General features: G+C 68.5%; 14 protein-coding genes. 8 read left to right on the top strand and 6 right to left on the bottom strand.

Annotated elements, in window-relative coordinates; all coding sequences use genetic code 11:
- Window positions 1–59: 59 nt before the first annotated feature.
- Both AC1KAR_RS19840 and AC1KAR_RS19835 read right to left on the bottom strand, forming a co-directional pair.
- Entirely contained in the window at window positions 60–1,448 is a 1,389-nt protein-coding gene (locus AC1KAR_RS19840; protein ID WP_480320943.1) for an amidase, read from the bottom strand.
- A 60-nt stretch (window positions 1,449–1,508) separates the two neighbouring features.
- The gene (locus AC1KAR_RS19835; RefSeq protein ID WP_480320941.1) at window positions 1,509–2,138 is read right to left on the bottom strand and encodes a TetR family transcriptional regulator; all 630 of its coding nucleotides are present in this window, start codon (window positions 2,136–2,138) and stop codon (window positions 1,509–1,511) included.
- 160 nt (window positions 2,139–2,298) lie between these two features.
- Here AC1KAR_RS19835 and AC1KAR_RS19830 point away from each other — a divergent pair, with 160 nt between their 5' ends.
- From AC1KAR_RS19830 to AC1KAR_RS19820, 3 genes are read left to right on the top strand one after another with little or no spacing between them, the layout of a single operon-like run.
- Complete coding sequence (locus AC1KAR_RS19830) at window positions 2,299–3,540, top strand: efflux RND transporter periplasmic adaptor subunit (protein ID WP_480320938.1); 1,242 nt, start codon at window positions 2,299–2,301, stop codon at window positions 3,538–3,540.
- 13 nt (window positions 3,541–3,553) lie between these two features.
- On the top strand, window positions 3,554–6,742 hold the full coding sequence (locus tag AC1KAR_RS19825) for an efflux RND transporter permease subunit (protein ID WP_480320936.1): 3,189 nt from the start codon (window positions 3,554–3,556) through the stop codon (window positions 6,740–6,742).
- Window positions 6,742–8,208, top strand: a complete 1,467-nt coding sequence (locus AC1KAR_RS19820; protein WP_480320934.1) for an efflux transporter outer membrane subunit — start codon at window positions 6,742–6,744, stop codon at window positions 8,206–8,208. Before AC1KAR_RS19825 ends, AC1KAR_RS19820 begins: the two co-directional genes overlap by 1 nt.
- Here the strand turns inward: AC1KAR_RS19820 and AC1KAR_RS19815 are convergent, their stop codons facing one another.
- The 3 genes from AC1KAR_RS19815 to AC1KAR_RS19805 all read right to left on the bottom strand — a co-directional run bounded on the left by AC1KAR_RS19815 (window position 8,209) and on the right by AC1KAR_RS19805 (window position 11,560).
- The gene (locus tag AC1KAR_RS19815; protein WP_480320932.1) at window positions 8,209–8,529 is read right to left on the bottom strand and encodes a hypothetical protein; all 321 of its coding nucleotides are present in this window, start codon (window positions 8,527–8,529) and stop codon (window positions 8,209–8,211) included.
- Between the two features lie 128 nt (window positions 8,530–8,657).
- Window positions 8,658–11,060: a DUF349 domain-containing protein gene (locus AC1KAR_RS19810; RefSeq protein WP_480320930.1), complete on the bottom strand. Its 2,403-nt coding sequence runs from the start codon at window positions 11,058–11,060 to the stop codon at window positions 8,658–8,660.
- Between the two features lie 86 nt (window positions 11,061–11,146).
- Window positions 11,147–11,560 (bottom strand): VOC family protein, encoded by a 414-nt coding sequence (locus AC1KAR_RS19805; RefSeq protein ID WP_480320928.1) that lies wholly within the window; start codon window positions 11,558–11,560, stop codon window positions 11,147–11,149.
- Between the two features lie 124 nt (window positions 11,561–11,684).
- On the opposite strand from AC1KAR_RS19805, the gene AC1KAR_RS19800 reads away from it, so the two are divergent.
- From AC1KAR_RS19800 to AC1KAR_RS19780, 5 genes are all read left to right on the top strand, one after another.
- Window positions 11,685–11,855, top strand: coding sequence for a hypothetical protein (locus AC1KAR_RS19800; RefSeq protein ID WP_480320926.1), 171 nt, complete (start codon window positions 11,685–11,687; stop codon window positions 11,853–11,855).
- A 164-nt stretch (window positions 11,856–12,019) separates the two neighbouring features.
- Entirely contained in the window at window positions 12,020–12,886 is an 867-nt protein-coding gene (locus AC1KAR_RS19795) for an alpha/beta fold hydrolase (protein WP_480320924.1), read from the top strand.
- Between the two features lie 87 nt (window positions 12,887–12,973).
- A complete protein-coding gene (locus tag AC1KAR_RS19790; protein WP_480320922.1) occupies window positions 12,974–13,825 on the top strand; it encodes an alpha/beta hydrolase in 852 nt (283 codons plus the stop codon).
- 44 nt (window positions 13,826–13,869) lie between these two features.
- Window positions 13,870–15,303 (top strand): aldehyde dehydrogenase family protein, encoded by a 1,434-nt coding sequence (locus AC1KAR_RS19785; RefSeq protein ID WP_480320920.1) that lies wholly within the window; start codon window positions 13,870–13,872, stop codon window positions 15,301–15,303.
- An 89-nt stretch (window positions 15,304–15,392) separates the two neighbouring features.
- On the top strand, window positions 15,393–16,880 hold the full coding sequence (locus tag AC1KAR_RS19780; protein WP_480320918.1) for a M20 family metallopeptidase: 1,488 nt from the start codon (window positions 15,393–15,395) through the stop codon (window positions 16,878–16,880).
- Between the two features lie 31 nt (window positions 16,881–16,911).
- Here AC1KAR_RS19780 and AC1KAR_RS19775 read toward each other — a convergent pair whose 3' ends face one another.
- Window positions 16,912–18,561, bottom strand: a complete 1,650-nt coding sequence (locus tag AC1KAR_RS19775) for an NAD(P)/FAD-dependent oxidoreductase (protein ID WP_480320916.1) — start codon at window positions 18,559–18,561, stop codon at window positions 16,912–16,914.
- Window positions 18,562–18,603 lie beyond the last annotated feature (42 nt).

Below are 18,603 nucleotides of genomic sequence, written 5' to 3'. Positions count from 1 at the left end.
GCGGCGACCCCGGCGGCTGCATCCCTAAGGTGTGGGAACCCGCTGGCGCATTGAGGGCCTCAATCGAGGGGCCAGGGTTGCGGCTCGGGCCGCAGCTGCTCCCAGGCACGTGCGAGCTGCAGCACACCGAGGTCATCGTGCCGCGCACCCACGATCTGCAGCCCGATGGGCAGGCCACCTGCCGTGTAGCCGCAGTTGATGCTCGCCGCGGGTTGCTCGCTCATGTTGTACGGCAGCGTGAACGCGATGTGCTCGAAGGGCTGCGCGGGGTCGTTGGTGGGGCACGGCAACTCGGCCGCGAAGGCGGCGATCGGTGCGGTGGGCGAGAGCACGAAGTCGAACGGCTGACAGGCCGCCACTGCGGCCTCGCGCATCACGCCCATCTGGCTGAAGCCCTTGAAGACCTGCTCGCCCGACAAGCCCTCGCCACCGCGCGCCCACGCCACGATGAAGGGCAGCACCCGGGCCTGTTGCGCAGCAGGCAGGGCCGAGATGTCCATCCACGAGCGGCAGCGCCAGAAGGCATCCATGCCGTCGATCATGGAACGCGTCATGAAGGGCGCCATTGGCTCGACGATCGCACCGGCGGCTTCAAAGATGCGCGCCGCGCCTTCGATGGCCGCACGCACCTCGGGGTCGACCGGCAGGCCCCAACCCGCATCGAGCATCAGGCCCAGCCTCAGCCCCTTGATCGGCCGCGCGAGTTCGCTCCAGGCGATCGGCTGGTAGGGCAGGCTCATGGTGTCGCGCGTATCGGGCAGGGAGAGCACGCGCATCATCAGCGCGGCGTCTTGCACCGTGCGCGTCATCGGGCCGGCCACGCGGCCGTAGTACGGCGGATGAATGGGGATGCGCCCCAAGCTCGGCTTCAGCGCGAAGATGCCGCACCAGGCGGCGGGCAGGCGCACCGACCCGCCGATGTCGGTACCCAGGTGCAGAGGCCCGTAGCCGCCGGCCGCCGCGGCGGCCGCGCCGGCACTGCTGCCACCGGGGTTCTTGCTCAGGTCCCACGGGTTGCGCGCCAGCGCATGGAAGCTCGACAGCCCCGACGACAACATGCCGTAGTCGGGCATGGTGGTCTTGGCCAGCAACACGGCGCCCGCTTCGCGCAGGCGCGCGGCGGGGGGTGCGTCGTGCGCGGCCGGCGTGAGCACGGTGGCGGCCGTGCCCAACGGCACCGGCACGCCCCGGGTGGCGATGTTCTCCTTGACCGTGACGGGCACGCCGTCGAGCGTGCCGTGCGGCTCCCCCTTCAGCCAGCGTGCCTCGCTGGCACGCGCCAATGCAAGCGCCCCCTCGGTGTCCAGCGCGTAGGCGGCGTGAAGCTGCGGCTCGCGGCGCTCGATCTGAGCCAGCACCGCGCGGGTCACCTCGAGCGGCGAGACCGCCTTGCTCGCGTAGGCCGACAGCAGCTCCAGGGCGCTCAGGGTGTGCAAAGCCGAGGTCATGCGCTCTCCCGTGGGGTGTGACGGGGAGCCATGATGACGCAAGGGCGACGCGTCTGCTTTCTATTCCTTGGTTCTGGGAACCGCCAGCCCGGCCAGGTACGCGTCGAGCGTCTGCTGGCCCACCTTGACCAGGTCGAAGGCTTCGGCGTCAAGCGTCCAGTTCTGGATCAGCCCGTCGATCAACGCATGCAGGCCGATCGCCGCCACCTTGGGCGGGATGCGCCGGGGCAACTGGCCGCGCCGGATCGCCAGCGCAATGCCGCGCTCGGCGTGGGCCAGGCACTTGTCGCGGCCCAGAAGGTGGCGCTCGCGCACGGCGCGGGTCTCTTCGACGTACTCGACGCGGTGGGTGGCGATCTCGAACACCCGCCGGATCTGGGGCGACTCGACCGTCAGGCGCAGCGCGTGCACGAAGTTGTCGCGCATGTGGCGCAGCGGGTCGGCATCGGCCGCCTCGGGGTCGCGGTAGGCCGTCTCCTCGATGGGCAGCGTCACCCGCTCCATCATCGCGTTGAAGACGTCAGCCTTGTCCTTGAAGTGCCAGTAGATGGCGCCGCGCGTGAGCCCGGCCGCCTGGGCGATGTCATTCAGCGAGCTGCGCGACACGCCGCGCTCGTGAAAGACCACTTCGGCTGTATCAAGGATCAGCTTGCGTGTAGCCTGCGCTTCTTCTTTGGTGCGACGAACCATTGATGGGGTTTGAGAGATAGTTGGCGGAGCCGTCCGTCAACATACATTCACGAACGTATGTATACTAACTCATCGCCCTGTGTCACCCCGGGATACCCGCACGCGGCGCTCCCCAACCCACACTGAACTGCGCCTGAAACGGCGCCCCGAAGGAACACGCATGCCTGCGCAGAGAACCTCTTTGCCCGCCATTTCGATCTGGGCCGCCGCATCCGCCGCGGCCCTGCTCTTGTCCGCCTGCGGCAAGCAGGGCGGCACACCCGGCGGCGGTGGCATGCCGCCCGCGCAGGTGGGCGTGGTGACCATCGAGCCGACGACGGTCAGCCTCACCACCGAACTGCCCGGCCGGCTGGAGGCCTCGCGCGTGGCGCAGGTGCGTGCACGCGCCGCTGGCATCCTGCTGGAGCGCGTGTTCAAGGAAGGCAGCGACGTGAAGGCGGGGCAGCTGCTGTTCCGCATCGACGCCGGCCCCTACCAGGCCTCGGCGGCGAGCGCGCAGGCCTCTCTGGCGCGCGCGCAGGCCAATGTCACGCAGACCACGGCACAGGCCGAGCGCTACAAACCGCTGGTCGAGGCCAATGCCATCAGCAAGCAGGACTTCATCAACGCCGTGGCGGCCCAGAAGGCGGCCGAGGCCGAGTTGGCCGCCAGCCGCGCGGCAGTTCAGACGGCACAGATCAACCTGGGCTACGCGAGCGTGACTTCGCCGATCTCCGGGCGCATCGGCCGCGCGCTGGTAACCGAAGGCGCGCTGGTGGGCCAGGGCGAGGCCACTCCGCTCGCCGTGGTGCAGCAGATCAATCCGATGTACGTGAATTTCACGCAATCGACGACCGAGGTGCTGAAGCTTCGCCAGCAGCTCGCCGCCGGCAAGCTGCAGAAGGCCGGCGCCGAAGCCGCCAAGGTGCAGGTGGTGCTCGAAGACGGCACGGTCTACGCCCAGACCGGCAAGTTGCTCTTCAGCGACCTCACCGTGGACCCGGCTTCGGGGCAGATCACGCTGCGCGCCGAGGTGCCCAACCCGACCGGCCTGCTGCTGCCGGGCATGTATGTGCGCGTGCGCCTGGCCCAGGCAGAGCTGCCGCAGGGCATCCTGCTGCCGCAGCAGGCGGTCACGCGCAGCGAGGCGGGCGACTCAGTGCTGGTGGTCGGCGCCGACAACAAGCCGGTCAAGCGCGACATCAAGGTCAGCTCGGCGCAGGGCGGCAACTGGCTGGTCACCGATGGCCTGAAGACGGGCGAGAAGGTGATCGTCGACGGCTTCCAGAAAATGATGGTGCCTGGCGCACCGGTGAACCCGGTGCCGTGGTCGCCCGCGGGTGCCGCTTCTGGCGCCGCGTCTGGTGCCGCCCCGGGCGCAGCCCCGGCCGCATCGGCACCGGCCTCGGCCGCAAGCCGCTGAGGGGCGCAGGCACATGGCACGCTTTTTCATTGACCGGCCCATCTTCGCGTGGGTGATCGCGCTCTTCATCCTGGTGGGTGGCGGCGTGGCGATCACGCAGTTGCCGATTGCCCAGTACCCACCGGTGGCGCCGCCTTCCATCGTCGTCACCGCCATCTACCCTGGCGCTTCGGCGCAGACGCTCGAAGACTCGGTGCTCTCGGTCATCGAACGCGAGATGAATGGCTCACCGGGCCTCATGTACATGGAGTCGGTGGCACAGGCCAACGGCAGCGGCACCATCACCATCAGCTTCGAGCCGGGCACGAATGCCGACCTCGCGCAGGTGGACGTGCAGAACCGCCTCAGCCGCGCCACGCCGCGATTGCCCGCAGCGGTGACGCAGCAGGGCGTGCGGGTGGACAAGTCACGTTCGAACTTCCTGCTCTTCACGATCCTGTCGTCCGACAACCCGGCCTACGACCCGATCGCGCTGGGCGACTACGCCTCGCGCAACGTGCTTCCCGAACTGCAGCGCGTACCTGGCGTGGGTCAGGCACAGCTCTTCGGCACCGAGCGCTCGATGCGGGTGTGGATCGACCCGGCCAAGCTGCAGGGCTTCAACCTGTCGTCGGCCGACGTGATCAACGCGATCCGCCAGCAGAACGCCCAGGTGTCCTCGGGCACGATCGGTGACCTGCCCAACATCGCCGGCCAGGGCATCTCGGCCACGGTGGTGGTCAAGGGCCAGCTCAACAACACCGACGAGTTCGGCAACATCGTGCTGCGCGCCCTCACCGACGGCTCGACCGTGCGGCTGCGCGACGTGGCGCGGCTCGAACTCGGCGCGCAGGCCTACTCCACCTCGGCCCGCCTGAACGGCAACCCGTCCACCGGCATCGGCGTGCAGCTCGCGCCCAGCGGCAACGCACTCGCCACGGCCGAGGCCATCCACAAGCGCATGGACGAGCTGCAAAAGCTCTTCCCGCAGGGCGTCAAGTACTCGATCCCTTACGACAGCTCGCGCTTCATCAAGATCTCGATCAGCCAGGTGGCCGAGACCCTGCTCGAAGCCGTGGTGCTGGTGTTCCTGGTGATGTTCCTGTTCCTGCAGAACTGGCGCTACACGCTGATCCCGACCATCGTGGTGCCGATCGCGCTGCTGGGCACCTTCGCCGTGATGCTGTCGCTCGGGTTCTCGATCAACGTGCTGACCATGTTCGGCATGGTGCTGGTGATCGGCATCGTGGTCGACGACGCGATCGTGGTGGTCGAGAACGTCGAGCGCATCATGAGCGAAGAAGGCCTGCCGCCGTTGCAGGCCACGCGCAAGGCCATGGGCCAGATCTCGGGCGCGATCGTCGGCGTGACGGTGGCGTTGATCTCGGTGTTCGTGCCGCTCGCCTTCTTCTCAGGCTCGGTGGGCAACATCTACCGCCAGTTCTCGGCGGTCATGGTCGCGTCGATCGCGTTCTCGGCCTTCATGGCGCTGTCGCTCACGCCGGCGCTGTGCGCCACGCTGCTCAAGCCGGTCGAGGCTGGACACCACCACGAGAAGACCGGCTTCTTCGGCTGGTTCAACCGCGGCTTCACGCGCACGGCCAAGGGCTATGAAGGCTGGGTGGCGCGCATCCTCAAGCGCGCGGGCCGCTTCATGATCATCTACGTGGCGATCGGTGCCGCGGTGGCGGTGCTCTACATGCGCCTGCCGACCTCCTTCCTGCCCCAGGAAGACCAGGGCAACATGATCGTCAACGTGCAACTCCCGCCAGGCGCCACGCAGGGCCGCACGCTGGAGGTGATGAAGCAGGTCGAAGGCTACATCCTCAAGCAGCCCGAAGTGCAGAGCATGGTCAGCGTGCTGGGCTTCAGCTTCTCGGGCCAGGGCCAGAACGCCGCGCTCGCCTTCGTGACGCTGAAAGACTGGAAGGAACGCGAAGGCGCGCAGCACCAGGCCGACGCGATTGCCGGCCGCGCTTTCGGCGCGCTGATGGGCATCCGCGACGCGTTCATCTACCCGCTGAGCCCGCCGCCGATCCCCGAGCTGGGCCAGTCGTCGGGCTTCACCTTCCGGCTGCAGGACCGCGCCGGTCAGGGCCATGACGCCCTGGTGAATGCACGCAACATGCTGCTGGGCATGGCCTCGCAGAGCAAGGTCATCACCCAGGTGCGCCCCGACGGCCTGGAAGACGCGCCGCAGGTCGAACTCGTGGTCGACCGCGATCGCGCCAACGCGCTCGGCGTGGGCTTCGATGCGATCAACTCGGCGATCTCCACCTCGCTCGGCTCGGCCTACGTGAACGACTTCCCGAACGCCGGCCGACTGCAGCGCGTGGTGGTGCAGGCCGATGCGCCGGCCCGCATGCAGCCCGAAGACCTGCTCAAGCTCAACGCATTCAATGCGCAGGGCAAGCCGGTGCCGCTGTCGGCCTTCGCCACCACCAAGTGGGTGACGGGCGCCATGCAGACCGTGCGCTACAACGGCTACCCCGCGATGCGCATCAACGGCGCGGCCGCCCCGGGCTACAGCACCGGTGCCGCCATGGCCGAGATGGAAGCCCTGGCCGCGAAACTGCCACCGGGGTTCGGCTTCGAGTGGACCGGCCAGTCGCGCGAAGAAAAGCTCGCCGGCTCGCAGGCACTGATCCTCTACGGCTTCGCGATCCTGGCGGTGTTCCTGTGCCTCGCGGCGCTGTACGAGAGCTGGTCCATCCCGCTCTCGGTGATGCTCGTGGTGCCGCTGGGCGTGCTCGGCGTGATCCTGGGCGTGACGCTGCGTGGCTTCACCAACGACGTGTACTTCCAGGTGGGCCTGATCACGATCATCGGCCTGTCGGCGAAGAACGCGATCCTGATCATCGAGTTCGCGAAGGACCTGCAGGCGCAGGGCCGGACCGCCGTGCAGGCGGCGCTGGAGGCGGCCCACATCCGCTTCCGCCCCATCCTGATGACGTCGCTCGCGTTCATCCTGGGCACGCTGCCGCTGATGCTGGCCTCGGGCGCCGGCTCGTCGAGCCAGCGCGTGCTGGGCACCGGCGTGATCGGTGGCATGCTCACCTCGGTGGGCTTGGCCGTGTTCTTCGTGCCCGTGTTCTTCGTGGTGGTGCGCTCGATCTTCAAGGGCAGCGAACGCCAGCGCAAAAAATACGCACACGAATCCGACGAGCTGCCCCCACCCGCTGCTGACCCATCCGCCACGTCGCCTGACAAGGGAGTCCATTGATGTTGCGCCCTGACCGCACCCTTCGCACCAGCCTCGGCGCACTCGCCACCGCGCTCGTGCTCGCCGGTTGCTCATTCATCCCGACCTACGAGCGCCCTGCGGCGCCCGTGGCGCCGGCCTTTGCGGAACCGGCCGCCAGCGGCGTGGCCCCCGCCTCGTCACTGAGCGGCCCCACCGCCGACACGATCGAGTGGCAGCGCTTCTTCGTCGACCCTCGGCTCAAGCGACTGATCGAGATCGCCCTCGCCAACAACCGCGACATGCGCATCGCTGCGCTCAACATCGAGCAGTTGCGCGCGCAGTACCAGATCCGCCGAGCCGACATCCTGCCCACGGTGAACGTGGCCGCCACCGGCCAGCGCCAGACCACGGCCGCCGACACCATCGTGAGCCAGTACGCGGTGGGCCTGGCCGTCAGCTCCTGGGAGCTCGACCTGTGGGGCCGGGTGCGCAGCCTGAGCGAGGCGGCGCTGGCCCAGTACTACGGCAGCGAAGAAGTCCGCAAGGCCACGCAGATCAGTCTGGTGGCGGCCGTGGCTTCGACCTACGTCACCCTGCTGGCCGACGAGGAGCAACTCAAGGTGACGCGCGAGACGCTGACCACCCGGCAGGACTCCTTTCGCCTCACCAAGCTCCAGTTCGACAACGGCGTGGCGTCGTCGCTCGATCTGCACCAGGCCGAATCCCTGCTCGAAGGCGCCAAGGCATCGCTCGCGCAGCAGACCCGCCTGCGCGCGCAAGACGAGAACGCGCTGGTGGTGCTGCTCGGCCAGAGCGTGCCGGACGACCTGCCCGCAGGCCTGTCGTTGTACGAGCAGGCCTTGCAGACCGACCTGCCGCCGGGCGTGCCCTCGGAAGTGCTGGCGCGCCGACCCGACGTGCGCAACGCCGAGCAGCAGTTGATCGCAGCCAACGCCAACATCGGCGCGGCGCGCGCCAACTTCTTCCCGCGCATCAGCCTCACCGGCATGGCCGGATCGATGAGCAGCGAACTGTCGGGCCTCTTCAAGAGCGGCACCTTCGGCTGGAGCTTTGCGCCGCAGGTCACGCTGCCGATCTTCGACAGCGGCCGCAACATCGCCACGCTGGATTCCGCACAGGTTAGCCGCGAGATCGCCGTCGCGCAGTACGAGAAGTCGATTCAGACGGCCTTCCGCGAGGTCTCCGATGCCCTGGCGGGGCGCGCCACGCTGACCGAGCAAAGCCGCGCGCAATCGGCGCAGGCTGCGGCTGAAGAAAAGCGTTTCCAGCTCTCCGACCTGCGCTACCGCAACGGCGCGTCGAGCTACTTCGAGGTGCTGGAGGCGCAGCGCGCGCTGTTCACCGTGCGCCAGGCGGCCGTGCTCACGCAGGCCGCGACGGTGCAGAACCAGATCGCGCTGTACAAGGTGCTGGGCGGTGGCTGGACCGAGCCGCCGGCCACGGCGTCGGCCAGTGCCTCGGCGCCTTCTTCGGCCACCAACTGATCAGAACACGCTCTGGCAGGCCTGCTGGCGCGCCTTGGGCGTGAGCGCCAGCAGGCGGTTCAACTCGGGGTTGTAAATGGCCTTGTAGTCGTCGCTTCTGCGCACGGCGGGCAGGTCGAGCTTGTGCTGCGTGCGCAGGCGCTCCAGCATCTCGGCGCCCGCCTTCGAGTACTTGGCGTCGATCGGCCCGCAGGCCGCGATCATGGCGTCGATGCCGCCGATGGTCTGTTCGACCTGTGAGGCCCGCGCCGCACCGCTGGCCGCGGCCAGTGCAAGCCACAGGCCGCAGGCAACCACGGGAAGGATCGAGGGGGTGCGCAAGAGACTCATTCGATGGACGACGACTTAGCCCGTCATCATGCGGCCAAGTCTGGCCGGTGACCATCACCCAATCTAGGTGGACCCCACCACCCATCACGCCATGCGCGCGGTGGCTGCAACCCTCGCGTTCAGCCGCCCAGGGCGCCCGGCTCCCCGGCACGCAGGGCGGCAATCAATGCATGCAGCCGCTCACGTTGCGCGGCATCGGCATCGCGCCGCGAGAGCAGCTCGGTGAACCAGCGCAGGCGTTGCAGCATCGGGTCGGCCGCGGGGGCACTGCGGCCTTCGAGCGCTTCTTTCAGCGCACGCAGCTTGAGATCGCGGCGGGCCGCCTGTTGCTGCGGCGTGGGCGGCAGGTCGAGCGCGGCTTCGAGCTGCAGCAGCAACTCGTCGACGGGCGCGCTGGGTGCCACCCCCGCGGCCTGCGACCAGCGCTGCGCGAGCGGGTGATCCCACGCTGGCGGCAGGCTGGCGATCGCTTGCCAAGGCGCATCGAGGTCACCTTCGCTCGCACCGCGCTCGCGTTCTTCGCACAGCGTGAGCTTGGCCTGCAAGGCATCGCACTGGGCCACCCAGGCCTGGCGCGCGCTGTCGGCGATCGCGTGCGCGAGCGCATCGCGGGCCGTGCGGTAGCGGGTGTCCAGCCCTGCGACAACAGCGCGCGGCACCTCGACGGGCACGCGCCACGCGCGTTCGGCGTCACCGAGCGCACGGCGCAGTTGAGCGACCGGCGTGGCCACGAGATCGAGCGACTCCATGCCGGCAATCAGCGATTCGCGCGCCGCCAGGTTGGCCGCCAGCTCGGCGTCGCGCGCGTTGAAGGCCGCATCGCGCTGCGCGTAGACCGCGTCGGTGGCGGCCTTGAAACGCGCCCACAGCGAGGCCTCGGCCCCTCTCGACAGCGGCAGCGTGCGCGCATGCTGCTGCCACTCGGCCTGCAACTCGCGCACGCGCGACATCGCATCACGCCCCGCCCCGCCCTGCCCCTGGACCAGCGATTCGGCGCGCACGATCAAGTGCTCACGCTCGGCCTCGGCCACGCGCCGCGCGTCGTTGAGCGGGCCTTCCACACGCGCCACGAGTTCGCGCATGTGGACCTGCAGCTTCTCGCGCGATACGGCCGGCACGGTGTGCTCGACCGGGCCGAGTTGGCGCCACGCCTGCTGAAAGTGGTTGAGCGCACGCAGTTGCTCCTTCCAGTGCGCGGCCCGTGCGTCATCGCCACCGTCGGCGGGCAGGTCGATCAGCGAGGCCTCGAGCGCGCCGAGCAGTGCGTTACGTGCCATCAGGTTGATCTCACGCTGCGACTTGAGTTCGGCCTGATGCGTGGCCACCGGCTCGTGGGCGATCTGCAGCGCGGCGTCGAATCGCTGCCACAAGGCCTGCGGCCGCGTGGCCCCCACACGATCGATCTCCTTCCAACGCGCGCGCAGCGACTGGATCGCGTCGGCGTGCGCCTTGAGCTTCAACTTAGGTGCGTTCGGATCGTCGGCCGCCGCGGCGGCGGCCTGCGTCTGGCGGGCCAGCGCCTCGGCTTCGTCGACCAGCGCATCGAGCGCCCGCGCGCCGCCCCAGCGCTGCCAGGCCTTGAGCCGAGAGCGCTCAGCCTGCAGGGCCGAGAGACGGGCTCGGCGCTTTTCGCCCAAGGTGGCACCCGCGACCGCATCGAGCCAGTCATCGATGGCCTGCAGCTGCTCCTGCAGCACGCCGAGCTGGCCCTCCGCAAGGGTGGCCTCGGCTTGCGCGAGCAGCGCATCGAGCTGCTGCTTCTGCTCGGTGCTCAGGCCCGGGTTGCGCGGCGCTGCTTCGGCAGGCGCCACCGGTGCCGAGGCCTCGGGCAGGGCTGCAACCGTTGCGGCGATGCGCGCCGCCTCAGCTTCGGCTTCGGCTTCGGCTTCGGCTTCGGCTTGCGCAGAAGCCTGTGCCTCGCGTGCTTCGGTCTCGCGCGCTTCAGCCTCGCGTCGTTGTTGCTCCTCGCGTTCGCGCAGCGCTTGCGCGGCTTGCGCCTCTTGCTCGTGCTGCTGGCGCACCCGGGTATTGAGCTGCTCGCGCAATTCGGCGAAGCGTTCAACCTGGGCCGGGTCGAGCAGTTCGGCGGGCAGCGCCTGCCAGTCGCGGTCGATGCCGACCAGCCGGTTCGCAGGCAGGGGCGTCTCAACGGACAGCGCTTCTGCGGCTCCGATCACCGCCAGCGCGCCCGCGCGAGCATCGCGCTGGGCCACGGCGGCCGTGTGGCGGCGTTTGGCCGCGCGGTACACGCGGCTGTCGTGCTCGCGCAGGTCGCGCTCGGCCTGCTTGAGTGCATCGAGGCCTGCCAGGGCCTCTACGGCGTCGATGCGAATCTGCAGGACGGGCGCGGCCCGTGCGACCTCCAGCAAGGCGGCGTCGTTGCCGAGTGCCGCCTGCAGGCGCGGCGCCCAGATGGCTTGGGCGTCTTCCTTCTTCGACGCAGCCGCAGAGCCGCCTGGCGACACGGCCGGGGCAGCAGGCGCCTTCGCGTCATCACGTTTCTTGGAGAACCAGCTGAGCATGGAGGTGCGGGTCGGCAGACCCGTGGGTACGAATGCAGCCGGCCAGTGTAGGCGGCGGCCCCCGCTGTCGCGCGGAGCGGATTGCCTCAGCGGTCGTAGAGCGTCGCCAGCGAGCGGAAGCCCTTGACCTCGATCGGGTTGCCGGACGGGTCGCGGAAGAACATCGTCCACTGCTCGCCCGGTTGGCCTTCGAAGCGCACCTGCGGCGGCATCACGAACGCCACCTGCGCCTGCGTCATCCGCGCGGCCAGGGCCTGCCAGTCGGGTAGTTCCAGCACCACACCCAAGTGCGGCATGGGCACCAGGTGGTCGCCCACGCGGCCGGTGTCGGTGGTCGCGAAGGGCTCGCCCAGGTGCAGCGAGATCTGGTGGCCGAAGAAGTCGAAGTCGACCCAGGTATCGGTGCTGCGCCCCTCGCGGCAGCCCAGCACGCCTCCATAGAAGCGGCGCGCGGCGTCAAGGTCGCGCACGTGGTAGGCGAGGTGGAACAGGCTGCGCATGGGGTGATGGTACGCACGCGGTCTCGGGTAAGGAATGCCCTACGACGAATACCGGCTTGAACCGATCGGCACCGCGCCGCCAGGTTCATACAGTGAGCCACGACCAAACAGCCGAGGAGTTCCCATGTCATTCGCACTGTATTTGCTGGGTTTCGTAGTGTTCACGGGCGGCATCGCGTGGGCGCTCGTGCTGGCCGGCCTGCCGCCGACCTACGTGGCGATCGCCTGTGTGATCCTGGTGGGCCTGGGCATCATCACCGGCGTGGCGCGCACGCGATCGAAAGATCCATCCTGATGCTGAAGACGTGCCTGGGCCCGGGCATGAAACACGCGCACAACGAATGAAGCAAGTGCCGCCTGCCCTGAAGTCGCCCTGAAACGCGGGCGGCCCATCCTTCGAGGCTCGTACCGGAGTGCCCCCCGAGGCCCTCCGCCACGCCGCTCTGGATGGACCCCCGCATGACCCTCGAACCCCATTCCCCCACCCGCCTGGCCGCCCGCACCCAGGGTGCCGGCGATCTTGTCGTCTGCCTTCATTCGAGCGCCGGCACCCACGCGCAATGGGACTTGCTGTCGCACTCGCTCTCGGCACGCTGGCAGGTACTGGCGCCCGACCTGCATGGCCATGGCAGCAGCCCCGCCTGGCCGGTGAAGGCGATGAACACGCTCGATGTGGACGCGCAGGCCGTGGCAGCACTCATGGAAGCCGCCAGCCCGCATGTCGACCAGCGCGGCGTGCACCTCGTGGGGCACTCGTATGGCGGCGCGGTGGCAATGCAGATCGCGTTGCGACACCCTGCACGCGTGCGATCGCTGTCGTTGTACGAACCCGTGGCCTTCGGTGCGTTGCGCGAGATGGCGCCGCGCGATCCGGCGTTGGGCGAGATCACCGAGGTCGCCTACGGCGTGCGCAGCCTGGTTCGCCGCGGCGAACTAGACGAAGCGGCCGCGCGCTTCATCACCTACTGGAGCGGCAGCCCGCTGCCATGGCAGTCGATGAGCCCCGCGCAGCGCAACACCATCGCGCGGCGCATGCCCAACGTGCCGCGCCACTTCGACGCCTGCTTCAGCGCCGCGTGGGCCGCCGAGTTGCGCGCCCGCTTGCGCATGCCCATCCTGCTGATGCACGGCACCGAGACGCGTGCGCCCACCCGTCGCATCATCGAACTGCTCGCCACCGCGCTGCCGCATGCCCAGCAGCGCCCGCTCGAAGGCGCCGGGCACCTGGGCCCTATCACTCACGCCGACACCGTGGCCGGATGGATTGCGACCTACATCGATCCCTCGCTGCCGCACAGGTTCGAGGACGAGGCCGCGGCGGCATGAATCGATGGCCCTGGAGCGCTGAGGTCGGCACCGACATCGCCAGGACCCTATGGCCGCGCCGGCGCCCGCTGCCTACACTGCCCCGCCATGACGACCAGTTCAATCACCACGGCCGATGGCCTGACGCTTCATGTGCATCAATGGCTGCTCGAGAACGCTCGCGGCACCGTCCTGATCGTGCACGGCCTGGGCGAACACATCGCCCGCTACGCCCATGTGGCCACGCAGTTGCGCAGCTGGCGCTGGCGCGTCATCGGCTACGACCACCGAGGCCACGGGCGCAGCCAGGGCGCCAAGGGCTGCCTGAACGCCGATGACGACCTGCTGGCCGATCTGGGCCAGGTGATCGATCACGCGCGGGCGCAACACGCCGGGCCGCTGGTGCTGCTCGGCCACAGCATGGGTGGGCTGGTCGCGGCGCGTTACGTGGCCGAAGGGCTGGCCGCGCAACCGGCCGCGTGGTACCGGCCGGTCGACGCGCTCGTGCTGTCGTCGCCTGCACTGGCCGCCGACACGAGCGCAGCGCAAAAGCTGTTGCTGCTGACCCTGGGCAAGCTGGCCCCCAACCTGTCCGTGAACAACGGCCTGAAGCCGGCCTGGATCTCGCGCGACGCCCGCGTGGTGGCCGCCTACCAGGCCGACCCGCTTGTGCATGACCGCATCACCCCCCGGTTGGGGCGCTTCATCCTGGACGGCGGCGAGCAGGTGCGCGCCCGGGCCACGCAGTGGAAGCTGCCCACCCTGCTGCTCTACGCCGGCAGCGACCTCTGTGTCGCGCCACGCGGCAGCCGTGATTTCGCGGCGTCTGCGCCGAAGTCAGTGGTCACGAGCAAGGAGTTCAGACCGCTCTTCCACGAAATATTCAATGAACCCGAGCAAGCGGACGTGTTCGAAGAACTGTCATCTTGGTTGCAGGCGCTGCCCCGGGTGGCTGCCTAAAATCGCACTTCCGTTCATTTTTCAATCCTGCGAGCGAGCACACCATGATCCAGAAAGACAAGCTGTACATCGGCGGCCAATGGGTGGCCAGCCTGGGCAAGGAAGCACCTGGCGCAGTGATCTCGCCGGCCACCGGCGACGCCATCGCCAGCGTGGTGCGTGGCAATGCCGATGACGTGGACCGCGCCGTCGCCGCGGCCCGCGCTGCCTTCGAGCCCTGGGCCGCCCTGACACCGAGCGAGCGCGGTGCCTACCTGATCAAGATCCACGAAGGCCTGAAGGCGCGCGCCGCCGACATCGCCCAGACCATCAGCTCCGAGATGGGCATGCCGATCAAGCAGTCGCTGCCGATCCAGGCTGGCTCCCCGATCGCGGTCTTCAAGTACTACGCCAAGCTGGTCGAGAGCTTCCACTGGGAAGAGACCGCCGGTAACTCCACCGTCGTGCGCGAAGCGGTGGGCGTGGTCGCGGCCATCACCCCCTGGAACTACCCGCTCCACCAGATCGGCGCCAAGGTCGCCGCCGCGCTGGCCGCCGGCTGCACCGTGGTGCTGAAGCCAGCCGACGTGACCCCGCTCAACGCCTTCATCCTGGCCGATGTGTGCCATGAGGTCGGCCTGCCGGCCGGCGTGTTCAACCTCGTCACCGGCCGCGGCACCGTCGTCGGCGAAGCGATGGTCAAGCACCCCGATGTGGACATGGTGTCGTTCACCGGTTCCACCGGCGCCGGCCGCCGCATCTCGGCCCAGGCGTCTGAAACCATCAAACGCGTGGCGCTGGAACTCGGTGGCAAGTCGGCCAGCGTCATCCTGGAAGACGCCGACCTCACCGCCGCCGTGAAGGGCTCGGTGCAGGCCTGCTTCCTGAATGCCGGCCAGACCTGCACCGCGCACACCCGCATGGTCGTGCCCGAGAGCAAGTACGCCGAGGTGGCGAAGATCGCCGTCGCCGTGACCGCCGCCTACAAGGTCGGTGACCCGTTCGACGAGACCTCCACCATGGGCCCGGTGGCCAGCAAGTCGCAGCAGGACACGGTGCAGGAGTACATCCAGATCGGTCTCGACGAAGGTGCGGAACTGCTCGCGGGCGGCCTGGGCGCGCCCGAAGGCCTGGACAAGAAGGGCTTCTACGTGAAGCCCACGGTGTTCGGCCGTGTGAAGCCCGATTCGCGTCTGGCGCAAGAAGAAGTGTTCGGCCCGGTGCTGTCCATCATCACCTACAAGGACGAGGCCGAGGCGATCGCGATCGCCAACAACAGCATCTATGGCCTCTCGGGTGGTGTGTGGTCGGGCAATGACGAACACGCCATCGCCGTGGCCAAGAAGATCCGCACCGGCATGGTCGACATCAACGGTGGCGGCTTCAACATGCAAGGGCCCTTCGGCGGCTACAAGCAGTCGGGCAATGGCCGCGAGTTCGGCAAGTGGGGCCTGGAAGACTTCACCGAGGTGAAGTCCCTCCAATTCCGCCGCAGCTGAACGCGCCAAAGTGCACTGATGCAAAGGGCTTGCCGCGCGGCAAGCCCTTTTTGCTTGTCTACACTGCCTGCTCCCATAAGGAGCCCGTCATGAACGCACGCGACCCGCTGCTGCCCATCCAGCCCGACGACACCGCCGCCATCGCGGCCTTCGCGAACCAGACCTGGGATGACGAGATCGTCCCCGCCCTCACGCGCTACATCGCCATTCCGGCCAAGAGCCCGATGTTTGATGCCGACTGGCAGAAGAACGGCCACATCGACCAGGTGGTGCGCGAAGCCGCGACGTGGGTGGAAGACAAGAAGGTCGCGGGCCTCAAGCTCGAAGTGATCCGCCTGCCGGGGCGCACGCCGGTGATCTTCTTCGAGGTGCCGGCCACGAAAGCCGGCAATGGTGACAAACAGGCGGACACCATCTGCCTCTACGGCCACCTCGACAAGCAGCCCGAGTTCAACGGCTGGCGCAACGACCTGGGCCCCTGGACGCCCAAGTACGAAGACGGCCTGCTCTACGGCCGTGGCGGCGCCGACGATGGCTACGCGGTCTACGCCTCGCTCACTGCAATCCTCGCGCTCGACAAGCAGGGCATCCCGCGCCCGCGCTGCGTGGGCCTGATCGAAAGCTGCGAGGAAAGCGGCTCCTTCGACCTGCCGGCGTATGTGGATGCACTGAAGGACCGGCTCGGCAACGTGAGCCTCGTCGTCTGCCTGGACAGCGGCGCCGGCAACTACGACCAGCTGTGGCTCACCACCAGCCTGCGCGGCAACGTGACGGGCACGCTCAAGGTGGAGATCCTTACGGAAGGTGTGCACTCGGGCGATTCGAGCGGGCTGGTGCCGTCGAGCTTTCGCATCATGCGGCAGGTGCTCGACCGGCTCGAAGACAGCAAGACGGGCGAGCTGCTGCCCCAGGCCTTCCACTGCGAGATCCCGGCCGATCGGCGCGCCCAGGCCCAGGCCACCGCGCAGATTCTGGGCGACGAAGCCTGGAAACGCTTCCCGTGGGCCTGCGGCGCCGACGGCGGCCCCACGCTGCCCACCACCACCGACCCGCTGCAGTCGCTGATCAACCGCACCTGGAAGCCCACGCTGAGCGTGACCGGTGTCGACGGCTTCCCCGCGATGAAAGACGCCGGCAACGTGCTGCGCCCCTACACCGCCTTCAAGCTGAGCCTGCGCCTGCCGCCCCTGGTGGATGCTGGCGTGGCCGCGCAAAAGCTGAAAGCGCTGCTCGAAGACAACGCGCCCTACAACGCGAAAGTCACCTTCGCCGCCGATGGCCGCGCCGATGCGCAAGGCGCCAGCGGCTGGAACGCGCCGACCATCACGCCCTGGCTGGAAGACTCACTCGACGCCGCGTCGCAAGCGCACTTCGGCGCACCCTGCGGCTACATCGGCCAGGGCGGCACGATCCCGTTGATGGGCATGCTGCAAAAGAGCTTCCCGGCCGCGCAGATGATGGTCTGCGGCGTGCTCGGCCCCAAGAGCAACGCGCACGGGCCGAACGAGTTCCTGCACGTGCCCTACGGCAAGCGGCTCACCGCCGCGGTGGCTCAGGTGATGGCGGCATGCCCCTGAGTAGGTGCGAACGAACCCACCTTCTGATCGCTCAGCGCTGAAACATCTGCGCGCCCAGGGCCTCGGCCACCTCGATGCCGTCGACGCCGGCCGACATGATCCCGCCGGCGTAGCCCGCGCCTTCACCGGCCGGGTACAGGCCCTTCACGTTGAGGCTTTGATAGTCCTTGCCGCGCGTGATGCGCAGCGGTGACGAGGTGCGCGTCTCAACACCCGTGAGCACCGCGTCGGGCATCGAAAAACCCTTGATCTGCCGCTCGAAGGCGGGCAGCGCCTCACGCACCGCGGCGATGGCGTAGTCGGGCAGGCTCGTCTTCAGGTCACCGAGCAGCACGCCCGGCTTGTACGAGGGCTCGACCTTGCCGAGCACCTTGGAGGGCTGGCCCTTGATGAAGTCGCCCACCAACTGGCCCGGCGCTTCGTAGGTGCCACCGCCCAATTCGAACGCGCGCGACTCCCAGATGCGCTGGAACGCCATGCCGTCGAGCGGGTTCACCGGGCCTGTGCCGTTCGGGTCACGCCGGTAGTCCTGCGGCGAAATGCCGACGACGATGCCGGCGTTCGCATTGCGCTCGTTGCGCGAGTACTGGCTCATGCCGTTGGTGACGACACGGTTCTGCTCCGACGTGGCCGCCACCACCGTGCCGCCGGGGCACATGCAAAAGCTGTAGACGGAGCGCCCGTTCTTCGCGTGGTGCACCAGCTTGTAGTCGGCCGCGCCCAGGATGGGGTTGCCGGCGTTGGGGCCGAAGCGCGCCGCGTCGATCACGCTTTGAGGGTGCTCGACGCGAAAGCCCACCGAGAACGGCTTGGCCTCCATGTAGACGCCGCGCTCGTGCAGCATCGTGAAGGTATCGCGTGCGCTGTGGCCAAGCGCCAGCACCACGTGGTCGGCTCGCAGCTCCTCACCGGAGGCGAGGGTCACGCCGCGAATATGACGACCAAGCGGCCCGCCTTCGATGCGCACATCGGTCACCCGCTGCTCGAAACGGATCTCGCCGCCCAGCGCCACGATGTCGGCGCGAATCTTCTCCACCATGCTCACGAGCCGGAAGGTGCCGATGTGCGGCTTGCTCACGTAGAGGATCTCTTCCGGCGCGCCGGCCTTGACGAACTCGGTCAGCACCTTGCGCGTGAGGTGGCGCGGGTCGCTGATCTGGCTCCACAGCTTGCCGTCGGAGAAGGTGCCGGCACCGCCTTCGCCGAACTGCACGTTCGACTCGGGGTTGAGCACGCGCTGGCGCCACAGGCCCCAGGTGTCTTTCGTGCGTTGGCGCACCTCCTTGCCGCGCTCCAGCACGATGGGGCGCAAGCCCATCTGCGCAAGGATCAGCGCCGCGAAGATGCCGCAGGGGCCGAATCCGATGACGAGGGGGCGCGGCGTCTCGTCGGCGAAAAAGTCGGCCGGCGCGTGGCCGACGAACTTGTAGTTCGTGTCGGGCGAGGGCTTGATGTGCGTGTCGCCCGCGAGGCGCTTGAACAACGCCGCCTCGTCGTCCAGTACGCAATCGATCGTGTAGATGAGCTGAACCGCGCTCTTCTTGCGCGCGTCGTAGGCGCGCTTGAAGACGGTGAACGACTGGAGCGCCGCGTCCGCCACGCCCAGCCGCTGCAGGATGGCCGGGCGCAACTCGCCCTCGGCATGGTTCAACGGCAGGCGCAGTTCGGTGATTCGCAGCATGGGCCGCATTTTCGGTGCTTTGACCGGAGCATGAAAAAGCCG

The sequence above is a fragment of the Piscinibacter sp. PDB1-1 genome, from assembly GCF_056675995.1.
This window is presented reverse-complemented; position numbering and strand designations above follow the sequence as displayed.